Origin of the sequence: Streptomyces sp. CB09001, from assembly GCF_003369795.1 — a bacterium.
In the GTDB taxonomy this organism is placed as follows: Bacteria; Actinomycetota; Actinomycetes; order Streptomycetales; family Streptomycetaceae; genus Streptomyces.
On the sequence record NZ_CP026730.1, the window covers coordinates 6376420 to 6390469 of the forward strand.

Genomic DNA, 14050 nt, shown 5'->3' on the forward strand with positions numbered 1-14050 from the left:
GTCCCGTCCGTGTCAGGCGGCCTGTTGGAGCTGCGGCAGCACCTTGGTGCGGTAGAGGTCGAAGAAGCCGCGCAGATCCGGGCCGATCTGGTTGACGTAGACCCGGTCGAAGCCGGCGTCGGCGAACTGCTTCAGCTCCGCCACGTGCTCGTCCACGTCGTCGCCGCACACCCGGCTGTCGCGGACCATGTCCTCGGTGACCAGGGTCTGCGCCTGCTCGAAGTGTTTCGGCGAGGGCAGCACCTGGCCCAGCTCGCCGGGCAGCTGCTCGTTGGCCCACAGCCGGTGCACGGTGCGCACGGCCGCGTCCCGGTCGGTGTCGTAGCAGACCTTGGTGCCGCCGCTGACCAGCTTCCCGCCGCCCCCGCCCTTTCGGTACTGCTCCACCATCGAGGTGTCCGGCATCATCGTGATGTAGCCGTCGCCGACCCGGGCCGCCAGCTTCGTCGCCGCCGGGCCGAAGCCCGAGATGTCGATCGGGACCGGCTCGTCGGGCACCGTGTACAGGCGGGCGTTCTCCACCGTGTAGTGGGTGCCGTGGTGGTTGACCTCCTCGCCGGTGAGCAGCCGGCGCATGATCTGGATGGCTTCCTCCAGCATCTCCAGCCGTACGTGCGCGGCCGGCCAGGCGTCGCCGAAGATGTGCTCGTTCAGTGCCTCGCCGGTGCCGACGCCCAGCCGGAACCGGCCGTTCGTCATCACCGCGCTGGTCGCCGCGGCCTGCGCCACCACCGCCGGATGGATGCGTACGGTCGGGCAGGTCACCGCGGTCTCGATCGGCAGGGACACGGCGTCGGACAGGGCGCCGATGACCGACCACACGAAGGGGCTCTGGCCCTGTTCGCCGTTCCAGGGGTGGTAGTGGTCGGAGATCCACAGCGCCTGGAATCCGGCCTGCTCGGCCATCCGGGCCTGCTCGATCAGCTCCGCGGGACCGTACTGCTCGCACGAGAGGAAATAGCCGTACTCGGGCATGAGGGGGTGCCTCCGGGCAGGGAGCGGGGGTGGGTCGGGGGCCGGGTACCCGGGCGAGGTGCCGGAAACCGGCGGCCCGGCGGTTCCTCGCGGACGTGCCGCGACTTCCCCGCGGACGTTTGGCCGCCCCGGCCGAGGGGACGCGGAAGGCCCACGAGGTACGCGACAGCCCGGAGGCGAACCGTGAGCCGACCCCGCATCGTGATCGTCGGTGCCGGCTTCGCCGGGTACCGGACGGCCCGCACCCTGTCCCGGCTCACCCGGCACCAGGCCGACATCACCCTGCTCAACCCGACCGACTACTTCCTCTACCTGCCCCTGCTGCCCCAGGTCGCCGCCGGAATCCTGGAACCGCGCCGGGTCAGCGTGTCCCTGTCGGGCACGCTGCCGCACGTACGGCTCGTGCTCGGCGAGGCCGACGGCATCGACCTCGACGGGCACACCGTGCACTACACGGGCCCGGAGGGCGAGGAGGGCACGCTGCCCTACGACCGGCTGGTACTCGCCGCGGGCAGCGTCAACAAACTGCTGCCCATCCCCGGCGTCGCCGAGCACGCCCACGGCTTCCGCGGGCTGCCGGAGGCGCTCTACCTGCGCGACCACGTGACCCGGCAGGTGGAGCTGGCCGCCGCGGCCGACGACCGGGCCGAGTGCGCCGCGCGGTGCACCTTCGTCGTGGTCGGCGCGGGCTACACCGGCACCGAGGTCGCCGCGCACGGCGCGATGTACACCGACGCGCAGGTCCGCAAGCACCCGATGCGCACCGGCATGCGGCCGCGCTGGATGCTGCTCGACGTGGCGCCCCGGGTCATGCCCGAGATGGACGAACGGCTCTCCCGCACGGCCGAGCGGGTACTGCGGCAGCGGGGCGTCGACGTGCGGATGGGGACCTCCGTGAAGGAGGCCACGCACGACGGGGTCGTACTGACCGACGGGTCCACCGTCGACACCCGCACACTCGTGTGGTGCGTGGGCGTGCGGCCCGACCCGCTGGTGGAGTCCCTGGGCCTGCCCATGGAGCGCGGCCGGCTGCTCGTCGACCCCCACCTCCAGGTGCCGGGACGGCCCGAGCTGTTCGCCTGCGGTGACGTGGCGGCGGTGCCCGACCTGAACCAGCCGGGCCAGTACACGCCGATGACCGCACAGCACGCCTGGCGGCACGGCAAGGTCTGCGCCCACAACGTCGTCGCCTCGCTCGGCCGGGGGAAACGGCGGGCCTACCGCCACCGGGACATGGGGTTCGTCGTGGACCTCGGCGGCGCGAAGGCCGCGGCCAACCCGCTCGGCGTGCCGATGTCCGGCCCGGCGGCGGGTGCGGTCACCCGCGGGTACCACCTCGCGGCGATGCCGGGCAACCGCGTGCGGGTCGCCGCCGACTGGCTGCTCGACGCGGTACTGCCCCGCCAGGCCGTACAGCTGGGTCTCGTACGGTCCTGGTCGGTGCCGCTGGAGTCGTCGTCCCCGGAGGTCGCGCGGGTGCCGGGAGGTCCGGAGCGGACCGGCGAGAGCGCCGGGGCAGCCGGGCAGCACCCCGACGGCGACGAGGCGAGGAACCGGCCGGGCGGTCAGCCCGCGAACGAGCAGCCGGGCGGCGAGCCCGCGAACGAGCAGCCGGGCGGTGAGCCTGCGAAGAACCAGCCGCGCGGTGAGCCCGCGAAGAACCAGCCGGGCGGTCAGCCCGCGAACGAGCAGCCGGGCGGTGAGCCTACGAAGAACCAGCCGGGCGGTGAGCCCGCGAAGAACCAGCCGGGCGGTGAACCGGCCAAGGGCCGGCCCGGTGATGAGCCCGCCGGGAGCCAGTCGCGCGGTGAGCGGGCGAAGAGGAACCAGTCCGGCTCGCCCCGTGCGTCCGGCAAGCCGCGCCGCGCCGTCGAGGCCGCCGGGCCGCGCCCCGCCCGAGGAGGCTCGGGCAAGCCGGGCAAGGCCTCCCGCGCCTCCGGCGCGGGCTCCGCCGGGAAGCGGCCCACCGCCCCGTCCGGACCGAGCCGGTCCGCGCGCCCGCCGACCGACCCCGGTCCCGAGCCGCCGGCGCACCAGCCGCCCCCCGGACCCGACATCGCCCCCGGCCCCGTCAGGCGCACCGACGGACGTGCCGCGGAAGGAGACACATGAACACCGGTGAACTCGTCGACCTCGGACAGCAGTTGCGCGTCGACAGCGTACGGGCGTCCGCCGCCGCGGGTTCCGGGCACCCGACGTCGTCGATGTCCGCCGCGGACCTGATGGCCGTACTGCTGGCGAATCACCTCCGCTACGACTTCGAGCGCCCGGCCCACCCCGGCAACGACCGCTTCGTACTCTCCAAGGGACACGCCTCGCCCCTGCTCTACTCCGCCTTCAAGGCGGCCGGTGCCATCGACGACGAGGAACTGCTCACCTTCCGCAAGCTGGGCAGCCGCCTGGAGGGACACCCCTCTCCGCAGCGGTTGCCGTGGGTCGAGACGGCCACCGGCTCGCTCGGCCAGGGGCTGCCCGTGGGCGTCGGCATCGCGCTGTGCGGCAAGCGGCTCGACCACACCGACTACCGCGTGTGGGTGCTGTGCGGCGACAGCGAGATGGCCGAGGGATCGGTGTGGGAGGCCGCCGAGCACGCCGGGCACGAGCACCTCGACAACCTCACCGTGATCGTCGACGTCAACCGGCTCGGCCAGCGCGGCCCCACCAGGCACGGCCACGACCTCGACGCCTACGCACGCCGATTCCGGGCCTTCGAGTGGCACACGATCGAGATCGACGGCCACGACGTCGACGCCGTCGACCGCGCCTACGGCGAGGCCCTGTCCACCAAGGGCCAGCCCACCGCGATCATCGCCCGCACCCTCAAGGGCAAGGGCGTCGCGGCCGTGGAGGACCGCGAGGGCCAGCACGGCAAGCCGCTGCCGGAGGCCGAGGAGGCCGTCGCCGAACTCGGCGGTCCCCGCGACATCAGGGTGCGGGTGCACGCCCCCGAGGACGCCCGGGCCCTGCACTCGGCGGGCACCGGACAGACCGAGCTGCCCCGATACGACCCGGGCGACGAGATCGCCACCCGCAACGCCTTCGGGGAGGCGCTCGCCGCGGTCGGCACCGCGCGCGGGGACGTCGTCGCCCTCGACGGCGAGGTCGGCGACTCCACGCGGGCCGAGTTCTTCGCCAAGGAACACCCCGAGCGCTACTTCGAGTGCTACATCGCCGAGCAGCAGATGGTCGCCGCCGCGGTGGGGATGGCGGCCCGCGGCCGGGTGCCGTTCGCCACCACCTTCGCCGCCTTCCTGACCCGCGCCCACGACTTCGTGCGCATGGCCTCGATCAGCGGCTCCGGCATCAACCTCGTCGGCTCCCACGCGGGCGTCGCCATCGGCCAGGACGGGCCCAGCCAGATGGGCCTGGAGGACCTTGCCATGATGCGGGCCGTCCACGGCTCGACCGTGCTGTACCCGTGCGACGCCAACCAGGCCGCGCGCCTCGTCGCCGAGATGGCCGGCCTGGAGGGCATCCGGTACCTGCGCACCTCGCGCGGTGAGAGCAAGGTGATCTACGGACCCGACGAGGAGTTCCCCGTCGGCGGCAGCAAGGTGCTGCGCTCCTCCGACTCCGACCGGCTCACCGTCGTCGCGGCCGGCGTCACCCTGCACGAGGCGCTCGCCGCGGCCGACGCCCTCGGAGCGGACGGCATCCCGGTCCGGGTGATCGACCTGTACTCGGTCAAGCCCGTCGACCGGGCCACCCTGCGCGCGGCGGCCGAGGAGACCGGCTGCCTGGTGACCGTGGAGGACCACCGGCGGGAGGGCGGCATCGGCGACGCCGTACTGGACGCGTTCTGCGACGGACGGCCCGTGCCCCGGCTGGTGCGGCTCGCGGTCACGGCGATGCCGGGCTCCGCGACCCCGGCGGAGGAACTCCACGCCGCGGGGATCGACGCCGAGTCCATCGAGGCGGCCGCCCGGATGCTCGTGGAGCAGGCGATCGTTCCGTGAGCAGGAGCGGCAGCGCCGGCGGCAGCCGCAGCGACGCACGCACCGTGCGGGCCGGACGGCACACGGTGGAGGTCCACCGGCCGGACAAGGTGCTGTTCCCGGCCGGTGGGAGCGGCACGCAGGAGTACACCAAGGGCGATCTCGTCGACTACCACCGTGCCGTCGCCCCGTTCATGCTGCCGCAGTTGCGAGGCCGCCCGCTGATGCTGGAACGGCACCCGGACGGCGTCGACGGACCGCGGTTCATGCAGAAGAACACCCCGGAGCACTACCCGGAGTGGATCGACCGCGTCGAGGTCGGCAAGGAGGGCGGTACCGTCTGCCACACCGTGTGCGACGACTCCGCCACCCTCGTGTACCTCGCCGACCAGGCCGCGCTCACCCTGCACCGCTGGCTGTCCCGGACCGGGCGGCTCGACCGGCCCGACCGCATGGTCTTCGACCTCGACCCGGCCGGAGACGACTTCGAGGCGGTGCGGGCGGCGGCCCGGCTGCTGGCCGAGCTGCTCGACGAGCTGAAGCTGCCCTCGGCACCGATGACCACCGGGTCCCGGGGGCTGCACGTCGTCGTCCCGCTGGACGGCCGCCAGGACTTCGACGACGTACGGGAGTTCGCGCGGGCCGTCGCCGACGTCCTGGCCGCCGCCCACCCCGACCGGCTCACCACCGCCGCCCGCAAGAAGGACCGCGGGGACCGGCTCTACCTCGACATCCAGCGCAACGCCTACGCGCAGACCGCCGTCGCACCCTTCACCGTCCGCGCCCGCCCTGGCGCTCCCGTGGCCACGCCCATCTCCTGGGACCAGCTGGACGACCCAGCCCTGCACGCCCGCCGCTGGACCGTCGCGGACGCCGTCGAGCAGGCCCGCACCAGGCCCTGGGCCGGGATCATGAACCGCCCCCGTGCCCTGGGCCCCGCCCGGCGGCGGCTGAACGCCCTGCGCGGCTGAACGCCCTGCGCGCCTGGACGCCTTGCGCGGCTGAGCGGGACCGCGCCGCACGGCGAGGTTTGGCGAACACACATGCGGCCACACGGAGGGGGAGGTGGCCATGTCGAACACGAGAAGCACATCCGACTCGCAAGAATCACAACAGAGTTCACGAAAGCCACGTACATCTCAGAAGTCACAGACATCACAGGAGTCGCGCCGTCCCAAGCCGATGGAGGTTCTGCGCGAGGCGCGCGCCCAGCTCGCGGAGCTCACCGGTATGACCGCCGAGTCCGTGTCGTCCTTCGAGCAGACGGAGGAGGGCTGGGCACTTGAGGTCGAGGTCCTGGAACTGGAGCGGGTGCCCGACACCATGAGCCTGATGGCGAGCTACCAGGTGGAACTGGACGCCGAGGGACAGCTCACGGGTTACCGGCGCGCCCGGCGCTACGAGCGCGGTCGGGCCGACCCCCGCGGCAGCCGCTAGGCCGGCGCACGGCGCCCGCTCGTACCCGCGAACACCATCCACACCACCGACAAGATGGAGGAACTGCAGGCATGACTGTCGTACCGGCACAACAGACCGGCGGCGGAGGCGGCAGCAGCGGCCTTTACGACGTGCTTGAGCTTGTTCTGGACAGAGGGCTCGTCATCGACGCATTCGTGCGCGTCTCCCTGGTCGGCATCGAGATCCTGAAGATCGACGTCCGTGTCGTCGTCGCGAGCGTGGACACCTATCTGCGCTTCGCCGAGGCGTGCAACCGGCTCGACCTGGAGGCCGGGCCGCGCAAGGACCCGGGCCTGCCCGACCTGGTCGGCGAGATGACCGAGTCCGGCGCCCGGGGCAAGTCCAAGGGGGCGCTGTCCGGCGCCGCCGAGACGATCTCCGACGCCTTCAAGCAGGCCCGCGACGACGGCGGCGCCGAGCGTGAGACGTCCTCGCGTCCGCGGGCCCGCAAGGCCGCGCCCTCGCGCCGGAAGGAGGAGCAGGAGTGAGTACGTACGTCTACGGCATCACCGCCGCCACGCATCCCTCGCTTCCCGAGGGCACGGGCGGGGTCGGGGACCCGCCGCGCAAGGTGCGGATCCTCGTGGAGGGCGAGCTGACGGCCGTCGTCAGCGACGCCCCCGAGGGACTGCGCCCCAAGCGCAGGGAACTGCTCGCCCACCAGAACGTGCTGAGCGAGATCGGCGCCGATGGCTGTGTGCTGCCCATGCGCTTCGGCAGCATCGCCCCCGACGACAAGGCGGTCACCGGAGTCCTCGCCGAGCGCGCCGAGCACTACGCGGAACGCCTGGGGGCGCTGGACGGCCGCGTCGAGTACAACGTCAAGGCCAACCACGTCGAAGAGGCCGTACTGCACCACGTGATGGCCGAGAACCCCGAGATCCGCGCCCTCGCCGAGTCCAACAGGCAGGCGGGCGGCGGGACCTACGAGACGAAGATCCAGCTCGGCGAGATGGTCGCGGCCGCGGTCAAGGGCAAGGAGGCCGAGGACGCCACCGCGCTGGAGCGCGCTCTGGAGACCGTCGCCGACGCCGTGAGCGTGGGCCCCGAGTCCACCGGCTGGCTGGCCAACGTCTCGTTCCTGGTGAAGCGGGAAGCGGCCGACGAGTTCCTCGCCGCCGTCGAGGGGGCCCGCGGCCGGCTGCCGCACCTTGAGGTCCGCGTGAACGGCCCGCTGCCGCCGTACAGCTTCGTCGAGCCCGGACCGGCCGAGCCCGCGGGCACGGCGGCCGGTGGTGCGGACGCCGGAGCGGGGTGACGACATGGGACTGATCTCGGAGGTCCTGCTGCTGCCGTTCGCACCGGTGCGCGGCAGCGGCTGGGCCATCAGACAGGTGCTGGAGGAGGCGGAGCGGATCTACTACGACCCCGCCACGGTACGGGCCGAACTTGCCCGCCTGGAGGAGCAGTTGGAGGCCGGTGAGATCACGGATGAGGAGTTCGACCGACAGGAGGACGAACTTCTGGACCGGCTGGAGATCGCTACGCGCACGAGCGCGGGATTGGGCAACGGGACGGCACCATGAATCGAGTGGGACTGGGCCTCGCCATAGGGGCCGGATACCTGCTGGGACGTACGAAGAAGCTGAAACTCGCGGTAGCCGTGGGCACCATGGTGGCCGGCAAGAAGCTGAACCTGACCCCGAAGGGCGTCGCCGAACTGGTCTCCGGCCAACTGCAGAACAATCCGCAGTTCAAGGAGATCGGGGACCAGTTGCGCACGGACCTGCGGGGCGTGGGCAAGGCGGCATCGGGTGCCATGGTCGAGCGGCAGATCGACGCGCTCGCCGACCGGCTGCACGGGCGCACCGCCGAGGTGCGCGACCAGCTCTCCGGCGTGGCGTCCCGGGCAACCGGCATCGGATCCGACGACTCCGACGACTCCCGTGACTCCGAGGCCTCGGAGGACTCGGAGCCCAAGGAGTCCCAGGAATCCCGGGAACCCCGAAAACCTCAGGAACCTCAGGAACCTCAGGAATCCGAGGAGCCCGAAGAGCGCGAGGAGCCCGAGGAGCGGCGCGCACCCCGGCGTGAGCGGCCCGCGAAGAAGGCACCGCCCGAGTCGCGCAGGACGCCCAGGAAGGCGCCCGCGAGGAAGGCCGCCGCCAAGACTCCCGCGAAGAAGGCCGCGGCCGAGCGAGCCCAGCCCGCCAGGAAGGCGGCCGGAAAGAAGACGGCAGGGGCCAGGAGCGCCGCCGCCCGGCGGTCGAAGGACGGTGGTGAGCGATGAGCGACTCCCTGGGATCCGCGGCCTCCACGGCCGGAAAGGCCGCGAAGAAGAACCCGCTGGCCGACATGGCGCAGAGCGAGGCGGCCGACCGCCTCAAGGCCGAGGTGCAGGACTACCTCGCCGCCCAGGCCACCCGGCTGCTGACCGGCGTCGGCACCAAGCTCGGCGAGACCACCGGCAAGCTCAACGACATCGCGGAGGGCAACAGCCCGGGGTTCGCCAAGCTCGCCCTCGACGGCGGACGCAAGCTCGCCGAGGGCAAGGGTCCGATGAGGGCCGCCCTCGAGGTCGGCGCGGGCAAGGTGAAGGACAACGTGGTCGGCGCCTTCAAGAACCTCACCGGCGGCAAGGGCCACAAGAAGGGCGGTGGAGGCCAGAAGCCGACCGTCATCATCGAGTACGTCGACGTGGGCGTGCCGCTGCGCACGGCGTACGACCAGTGGACCCAGTACCAGGACTTCAGCACCTTCGCCAAGGGCGTCAAGAGCGCGAACCGCGCCGACGACACGTCCTCCGACTGGCAGTTGAAGGTCTTGTGGTCCAACCGCAGCTGGAAGGCGACGACCACCGAGCAGGTGCCCGACGACCGGATCTCCTGGACGTCGGAGGGGGCCAAGGGCTCCACCAAGGGCGTCGTCAGCTTCCACGAACTCGCCGGCAACCTGACCCGGGTCGTCCTGGTCATCGAGTACTACCCGAAGGGCCTGTTCGAGAAGACCGGCAACATCTGGCGCGCCCAGGGCCGCCGGGCCCGGCTCGACCTCAAGAACTACGTCCGCCACATCACCTTCAAGGGCGAGGCCGACGACGGCTGGCGCGGTGAGATCCGCGACGGCGAGGTCGTCCGCAGCCACGAGGACGCGGTCGCCGAGGAGGAAGAGGAGCGCCGGGACCAGCAGGACCAGGAGCAGGAGCCCGAGGACGCGTACGAGGACGCGGAGGAACCGGAGGACGAGGACGCGGAGGAACCCGAGGACGAGCACGCGGAAGAATCCGAGGGTGAGTACGAGGAGGAGCCGGAGGGCGCGTACGAAGAGGAGCCGGAGGGCGAGTACGAGTACGAGGACGCCGAGGGCGGGAGCCGTCGATGACCACCCCCAGCCGGCTGCCCGATCCCTATGGCCAGGGACAGAGCGCCAATCTCGCCGACATCCTGGAGCGGGTGCTCGACAAGGGTGTCGTCATCGCGGGCGACATCCGGATCAACCTGCTCGACATCGAGTTGCTCACCATCAAGCTGCGGCTGGTCGTCGCCTCCGTCGACAAGGCCAAGGAGATGGGCATCGACTGGTGGGAGAGCGACCCCGCACTGTCCTCGCGCGCCCGGCGCGACGAACTCACCCGGGAGAACGCGGCGCTCCGCGAACGCCTGCGTGAGCTGGATCCGGGCCGGGTACCGAGGGAGGAGGCGCCGTGACCGGACTGCGCTACGTCTACGCCGTCTGCCGCCCCTTCGGCGCGGCCCTCCAGTCCCAGCTCACGGGCGTGGCGGACGACCCGCCCCGGCTGCTGCCGCACGGAGACCTGGTCGCCGTCGTCAGCCATGTGCCCGAGGCCGACTTCGGCGAGGAGGCGCTGCGCGACCACCTGGAGGACCTGGACTGGCTGACCGCCACCGCCCGCGCCCACCAGCAGGTGGTCGACGCGCTCACCGCCGTCACCACCCCGCTGCCGCTCCGGCTGGCCACCGTCTTCAGGGACGACAGCGGCGTACGGGTGATGCTGGAAAGGCGCGAGGCGGCCTTCCGGCGCACGCTCGACCGGCTGGACGGCCGGGTGGAGTGGGGCGTGAAGGTGTACGTCGAGGCGGATCCGGCGCGGCAGGCGGAGTCCGAGCGGTCGGCCGCCTCGGCCCAGCCCCCGCCGAAGCCCGCCTCGGGCCGGGACTACCTGCGGCAGCGGCGCCGGCAGTCCCGGGCGAACGAGGACCTGTGGAGCAGGGCCGAGGAGTTCGCCACCGGTCTGCACGCGACGCTGTCCGACCGGGCCGACGACGCCCGGCTGCACGCGCCGCAGAACCCGCGCCTTTCCGGTGCGGCCGGCCGGAACGTTCTCAATGCCGCCTATCTGGTGGCCCGCGACGCATCCGAGGAATTCGTCGAAATGGTGGACCGTACGAAGGACGACGCCCCGGGAATCCGGGTGGAACTCACCGGCCCCTGGGCGGCCTATTCCTTCGCCGGAGAGACAGCGGAGGAGGGATCGTGACCGTCGTGGAGCGCCGCGAGATCGCGTTGGTCGACCTGCTCGACCGGCTGCTCGCGGGCGGAGTCGTCATCACCGGTGACGTCACGCTGCGCATCGCGGACGTCGACCTGGTCCGTGTCGACCTGAACGCACTGATCAGCTCGGTCAACCGCAACGTTCCCTCACCGTTCGGGGACTGACGTGACCGAACCTGCCGAACCCCGCAAGCGCCGCCTCGACCTCGAGCCCGACACGGTCGAGCGCGACCTGATCAAGCTGGTCCTGACGGTCGTCGAACTGCTGCGCCAGCTCATGGAACGCCAGGCGTTGCGCCGCGTCGACGAGGGCGATCTGAGCGAGGACCAGGAAGAGCGGATCGGGCTCACCCTGATGCTCCTCGACGACCGCATGACCGAACTGCGTGACCGCTACGGACTGCGGCCCGAGGACCTGAACCTGGACCTCGGGCCGCTGGGACCGCTGCTGCCCCGGGAGTGAGCACTCCCGGGGCAGCAGCCTCGTCACCTGTTGTCCTCGTCACCTGTGGTGCGTCACCGGTCGTTCACCACCGGTACCAGCGGCTCCTGCCGCCGCCGGCCGTCGTCCCGCGGGCCAGGAAACCGATCACCCACAGGACCAGAACCGCCAGAGCGATCCACCAGAGAATCTTCACCGCGAATCCGACGCCGAAAAGAACGATCGCGAGAAGCAGTACGAGCAGAAGCGGAACCATAATGTTGAACCTCCTGTCGTACTGGTTTCCCGGATTTCGTCGAACAGGCGTCGGTCACGCTTCCTTTCGGCACAGAATTTCTCCGTGCAGAACGCTGAACCAGCTTTCCGAATGCTTTCCCCAATCCCGCCAGGCCGCCGAGGCGGCGTGCAGCTCCTCCGGCGTCGCATGGCCGCCCTCGGTGGCGCGCTCCGCGTACGCCGACGCCAGGGTGCGGTCGGCCCACAGGCCGCTCCACCACTCCCGCTCCTCGGGCGTGGTGAAGGTCCAGGTGGCCGAGGTCGCGGTGATGTCGGTGAACCCCGCCTCGAGAGCCCAGGCCTTCAGCCGGCGTCCGGCGTCCGGCTCGCCGCCGTTGGCGCGGGCCACCCGGCGGTACAGGTCCAGCCAGTCGTCCATGCTCTGGGACGCGGGGTACCAGGTCATGGCCCCGTAGTCGGCGTCACGGACGGCGATGAACCCGCCGGGCCGCGCGACCCGCTTCATCTCGCGCAGCGCCCGCACCGGGTCATCGACGTGCTGGAGCACCTGGTGGGCGTGGACCACGCAGAAGGTGTCGTCCGGGTAGTCCAGCGCGTGCACGTCCGCGACCGCGAAGTCGGTGTTCTCCAGCCCCCGCGCGGCGGCCGTGGCCCTGGCCCGCTCCACGATCTCCGGCGACCGGTCCACGCCGGTGACGTGGCCGTCCGGAACCAGTTCCGCCAGGTCGGCCGTGATGGTGCCCGGCCCGCAGCCGATGTCCAGGATCCGCATGTGGGGCAGCAGGGACCCGAGCAGGTAGGCGGCGGAGTTCTCGGCGGTGCGCCAGGTGTGCGAGCGCAGCACGGACTCGTGGTGCCCGTGCGTGTAGACGGCGGTCTCATGCGGCTTCGGCATGATCGATCCCCTCTCCCGACAGTGGGGTCACGGTACGCCCGCCAGTCGCATGGTGAGATCGCCGTTTTACCATATGGACTGACGGGGTGTCGGGAGAGGCGGGTGGTGTCAGGAGAACAGGCCGCCACCGGGCAGCGGCCGGTACACCGTGAGCGCCTCGGGCAGCTTCTCCAGCGTCAGGTCGCCCTCCGTCTCGGTGAGCTCGCCGTCGTACGCCATCAGCGTGCCCGGTGCCACCCCCGACAGGCGCAGCCGCGGCACCTGTACCGCCGCGTGCGCGGGGGAGCGCGTCAGAGGACCCGCGAGCGCCGCGGACAGCAGCCGCAGGGCCGGCCGGCGGCCCCCGTGCACCACCCGCACGTCCAGCTGCCCGTCCGCCAGGTCCAGCCGGCGCCCCGAGGCGAGCCCGCGGCGGTGGTAGGTGCCGTTGCCCGCGAAGAGCATCCACAGCGGGCGCCGGCGGCCCCGGACCTCGGCCTCCAGCGGGTGCCGGTCGGCGCGCAGCACCCGCACGGCGGCGAGTACCCCGGCCGGCCAGCCGCCGATCCGGGGCGACCAGCGCTCCCGCTCGTTGACCAGCTCCGGGTACACGCCGAGGCTGAAGGTGTTCAGGAAGACACCGCGCCGCCCGCCGGAGGCGAACCGGCCCACGTCCACCCGGACCCCCTCGCCGCGCTCCAGCGCCCCGCACAGGTCCCGTACGTCCTCCACGCCCAGGTCGTAGGCGAAGTGGTTGAGCGTGCCGCCGGGCAGGACGGCGAGCGGCAGGCCGTGGCGGAGCGCGATCTCGGCGGCGGCGTTCACGGTGCCGTCGCCGCCGCACACGCCGAGCGCCCGCGCGTGGCCGGCCGCCTTCTCGAGCTCGGCCCGGACGTCCTCCGGCTCGCACTCCACGACCTCCGCGTCGGGCAGCGCGTCGCACAGGGCCCGCACCCGGTCCGAGGTGCCCGACCCGGTGTTGGCGACCATGACGAGCCCCTCGCCCCCCGGCATCGCGGGCACCTCGGCCCGCGGCCGGGCCGGCGGGGTGTGCTGCGCCCGGGTCGGCACCAGGCCCCGTACGGCGAACGCGGCCCCCGCCCCGAGGGCCGCACCGGCCAGGACGTCGCTCGGGAAGTGCACCCCGGTGTAGACCCGGGACACGGCCACCGCGGCTGCCACGGGGGCCACCGCCGCACCCCACGCCGGGGACTCCAGCGCGACCCCGGTCGCGAACGCGGCGGCCGACGCGGCGTGCCCCGAGGGGAAGGACGTGGTGATCGGCTGCCGCCTCAGCTGCCGGACCAGGGGCACGGGGTCCAGCACCGGGCGGGGCCGGCGGACCGAGCGCTTGCCCAGGGTGTTGATCGTCAGCGAGGCCAGGCCCAGCGAGGCGAGCCCCCGGGCGGCCGCGCGCCGGGCCCTCGGGGTGCGCGACGCGGCCAGGGCGGCGCCCACCGCCAACCACAGCACCCCGTGGTTGGCACCGCGGCTCAACCGGGGCAGCAGCGGGTCGGCGCCGGGCCAGGTGCGGGAGGCGACGGCCTCGAACGCCCGCTGGTCCAGCCGCAGGAGACCGTTGCGGAGGGGATGCGGGCCGGGCGTGGCGGCGGTGAGGTCTACGTCGGGACTCATGGATCCCGCCTACCCTGCGGGCGGCGATTCCTGCCGGTGGTC

At 72.4% G+C, this 14050-nt stretch carries 17 protein-coding genes; 13 read left to right on the forward strand and 4 right to left on the reverse strand.

Annotated features, from left to right (window positions below; translation table 11 throughout):
* Positions 1-12: 12 nt before the first annotated feature.
* The gene (locus C4J65_RS29515) at positions 13-975 is read right to left on the reverse strand and encodes an LLM class F420-dependent oxidoreductase (RefSeq protein ID WP_115745145.1); all 963 of its coding nucleotides are present in this window, start codon (positions 973-975) and stop codon (positions 13-15) included.
* Between the two features lie 183 nt (positions 976-1158).
* On the opposite strand from C4J65_RS29515, the gene C4J65_RS29520 reads away from it, so the two are divergent.
* The 13 genes from C4J65_RS29520 (at position 1159) to C4J65_RS29580 (ending at position 11283) form a co-directional block, all read left to right on the forward strand.
* Positions 1159-3087 carry an NAD(P)/FAD-dependent oxidoreductase gene (locus C4J65_RS29520; RefSeq protein WP_115745146.1) on the forward strand — a complete coding sequence of 643 codons (1929 nt, stop codon included), beginning with the start codon at positions 1159-1161 and terminating at the stop codon, positions 3085-3087.
* The gene (locus tag C4J65_RS29525) at positions 3084-4931 is read left to right on the forward strand and encodes a transketolase (protein WP_115745147.1); all 1848 of its coding nucleotides are present in this window, start codon (positions 3084-3086) and stop codon (positions 4929-4931) included. Before C4J65_RS29520 ends, C4J65_RS29525 begins: the two co-directional genes overlap by 4 nt.
* A 44-nt stretch (positions 4932-4975) precedes the next feature.
* A complete protein-coding gene (gene ligD / locus C4J65_RS29530; protein WP_162833642.1) occupies positions 4976-5881 on the forward strand; it encodes a non-homologous end-joining DNA ligase in 906 nt (301 codons plus the stop codon).
* Between the two features lie 100 nt (positions 5882-5981).
* Positions 5982-6347, forward strand: coding sequence for a gas vesicle protein (locus tag C4J65_RS29535; protein ID WP_115746688.1), 366 nt, complete (start codon positions 5982-5984; stop codon positions 6345-6347).
* A 71-nt stretch (positions 6348-6418) separates the two neighbouring features.
* Positions 6419-6856, forward strand: a complete 438-nt coding sequence (locus C4J65_RS29540) for a gas vesicle structural protein GvpA (protein ID WP_115745149.1) — start codon at positions 6419-6421, stop codon at positions 6854-6856.
* Positions 6853-7626 (forward strand): GvpL/GvpF family gas vesicle protein, encoded by a 774-nt coding sequence (locus C4J65_RS29545; protein ID WP_115745150.1) that lies wholly within the window; start codon positions 6853-6855, stop codon positions 7624-7626. Before C4J65_RS29540 ends, C4J65_RS29545 begins: the two co-directional genes overlap by 4 nt.
* 4 nt (positions 7627-7630) lie before the next feature.
* On the forward strand, positions 7631-7894 hold the full coding sequence (locus tag C4J65_RS29550; RefSeq protein ID WP_115746689.1) for a gas vesicle protein GvpG: 264 nt from the start codon (positions 7631-7633) through the stop codon (positions 7892-7894).
* Entirely contained in the window at positions 7891-8598 is a 708-nt protein-coding gene (locus tag C4J65_RS29555) for a DNA primase (protein ID WP_115745151.1), read from the forward strand. Before C4J65_RS29550 ends, C4J65_RS29555 begins: the two co-directional genes overlap by 4 nt.
* On the forward strand, positions 8595-9689 hold the full coding sequence (locus C4J65_RS29560) for an SRPBCC family protein (RefSeq protein WP_115745152.1): 1095 nt from the start codon (positions 8595-8597) through the stop codon (positions 9687-9689). Before C4J65_RS29555 ends, C4J65_RS29560 begins: the two co-directional genes overlap by 4 nt.
* Positions 9686-10015: a gas vesicle protein gene (locus tag C4J65_RS29565; RefSeq protein ID WP_115745153.1), complete on the forward strand. Its 330-nt coding sequence runs from the start codon at positions 9686-9688 to the stop codon at positions 10013-10015. Before C4J65_RS29560 ends, C4J65_RS29565 begins: the two co-directional genes overlap by 4 nt.
* A complete protein-coding gene (locus tag C4J65_RS29570; protein WP_115745154.1) occupies positions 10012-10806 on the forward strand; it encodes a GvpL/GvpF family gas vesicle protein in 795 nt (264 codons plus the stop codon). Before C4J65_RS29565 ends, C4J65_RS29570 begins: the two co-directional genes overlap by 4 nt.
* Complete coding sequence (locus C4J65_RS29575; RefSeq protein ID WP_115745155.1) at positions 10803-10985, forward strand: gas vesicle protein; 183 nt, start codon at positions 10803-10805, stop codon at positions 10983-10985. The genes C4J65_RS29570 and C4J65_RS29575 overlap by 4 nt, the downstream gene beginning before the upstream one ends.
* A 1-nt stretch (position 10986) precedes the next feature.
* Complete coding sequence (locus C4J65_RS29580; RefSeq protein ID WP_115745156.1) at positions 10987-11283, forward strand: gas vesicle protein K; 297 nt, start codon at positions 10987-10989, stop codon at positions 11281-11283.
* Positions 11284-11347: 64 nt separating this feature from the next.
* Here C4J65_RS29580 and C4J65_RS29585 read toward each other — a convergent pair whose 3' ends face one another.
* From C4J65_RS29585 to C4J65_RS29595, 3 genes are all read right to left on the reverse strand, one after another.
* Positions 11348-11518 carry a hydrophobic protein gene (locus C4J65_RS29585; RefSeq protein ID WP_115745157.1) on the reverse strand — a complete coding sequence of 57 codons (171 nt, stop codon included), beginning with the start codon at positions 11516-11518 and terminating at the stop codon, positions 11348-11350.
* A gap of 54 nt (positions 11519-11572) precedes the next feature.
* Positions 11573-12394 (reverse strand): methyltransferase domain-containing protein, encoded by an 822-nt coding sequence (locus C4J65_RS29590; RefSeq protein WP_115745158.1) that lies wholly within the window; start codon positions 12392-12394, stop codon positions 11573-11575.
* 108 nt (positions 12395-12502) lie between these two features.
* Positions 12503-14008: a bifunctional phosphatase PAP2/diacylglycerol kinase family protein gene (locus C4J65_RS29595; protein WP_115745159.1), complete on the reverse strand. Its 1506-nt coding sequence runs from the start codon at positions 14006-14008 to the stop codon at positions 12503-12505.
* Positions 14009-14050: the final 42 nt, after the last annotated feature.

What these genes read in the sequence shown, in the direction of transcription:
- C4J65_RS29565 (WP_115745153.1), top strand. Translation starts at nt 9,686, where the DNA reads ATGACCACCCCCAGCCGGCTGCCCGATCCCTATGGCCAGGGACAGAGC.
- C4J65_RS29550 (WP_115746689.1), top strand. Translation starts at nt 7,631, where the DNA reads ATGGGACTGATCTCGGAGGTCCTGCTGCTGCCGTTCGCACCGGTGCGC.
- C4J65_RS29555 (WP_115745151.1), top strand. Translation starts at nt 7,891, where the DNA reads ATGAATCGAGTGGGACTGGGCCTCGCCATAGGGGCCGGATACCTGCTG.
- C4J65_RS29560 (WP_115745152.1), top strand. Translation starts at nt 8,595, where the DNA reads ATGAGCGACTCCCTGGGATCCGCGGCCTCCACGGCCGGAAAGGCCGCG.
- C4J65_RS29595 (WP_115745159.1), bottom strand. Translation starts at nt 14,008, where the DNA reads ATGAGTCCCGACGTAGACCTCACCGCCGCCACGCCCGGCCCGCATCCC.
- C4J65_RS29525 (WP_115745147.1), top strand. Translation starts at nt 3,084, where the DNA reads ATGAACACCGGTGAACTCGTCGACCTCGGACAGCAGTTGCGCGTCGAC.
- C4J65_RS29535 (WP_115746688.1), top strand. Translation starts at nt 5,982, where the DNA reads ATGTCGAACACGAGAAGCACATCCGACTCGCAAGAATCACAACAGAGT.
- C4J65_RS29590 (WP_115745158.1), bottom strand. Translation starts at nt 12,394, where the DNA reads ATGCCGAAGCCGCATGAGACCGCCGTCTACACGCACGGGCACCACGAG.
- C4J65_RS29515 (WP_115745145.1), bottom strand. Translation starts at nt 975, where the DNA reads ATGCCCGAGTACGGCTATTTCCTCTCGTGCGAGCAGTACGGTCCCGCG.
- C4J65_RS29585 (WP_115745157.1), bottom strand. Translation starts at nt 11,518, where the DNA reads ATGGTTCCGCTTCTGCTCGTACTGCTTCTCGCGATCGTTCTTTTCGGC.
- C4J65_RS29540 (WP_115745149.1), top strand. Translation starts at nt 6,419, where the DNA reads ATGACTGTCGTACCGGCACAACAGACCGGCGGCGGAGGCGGCAGCAGC.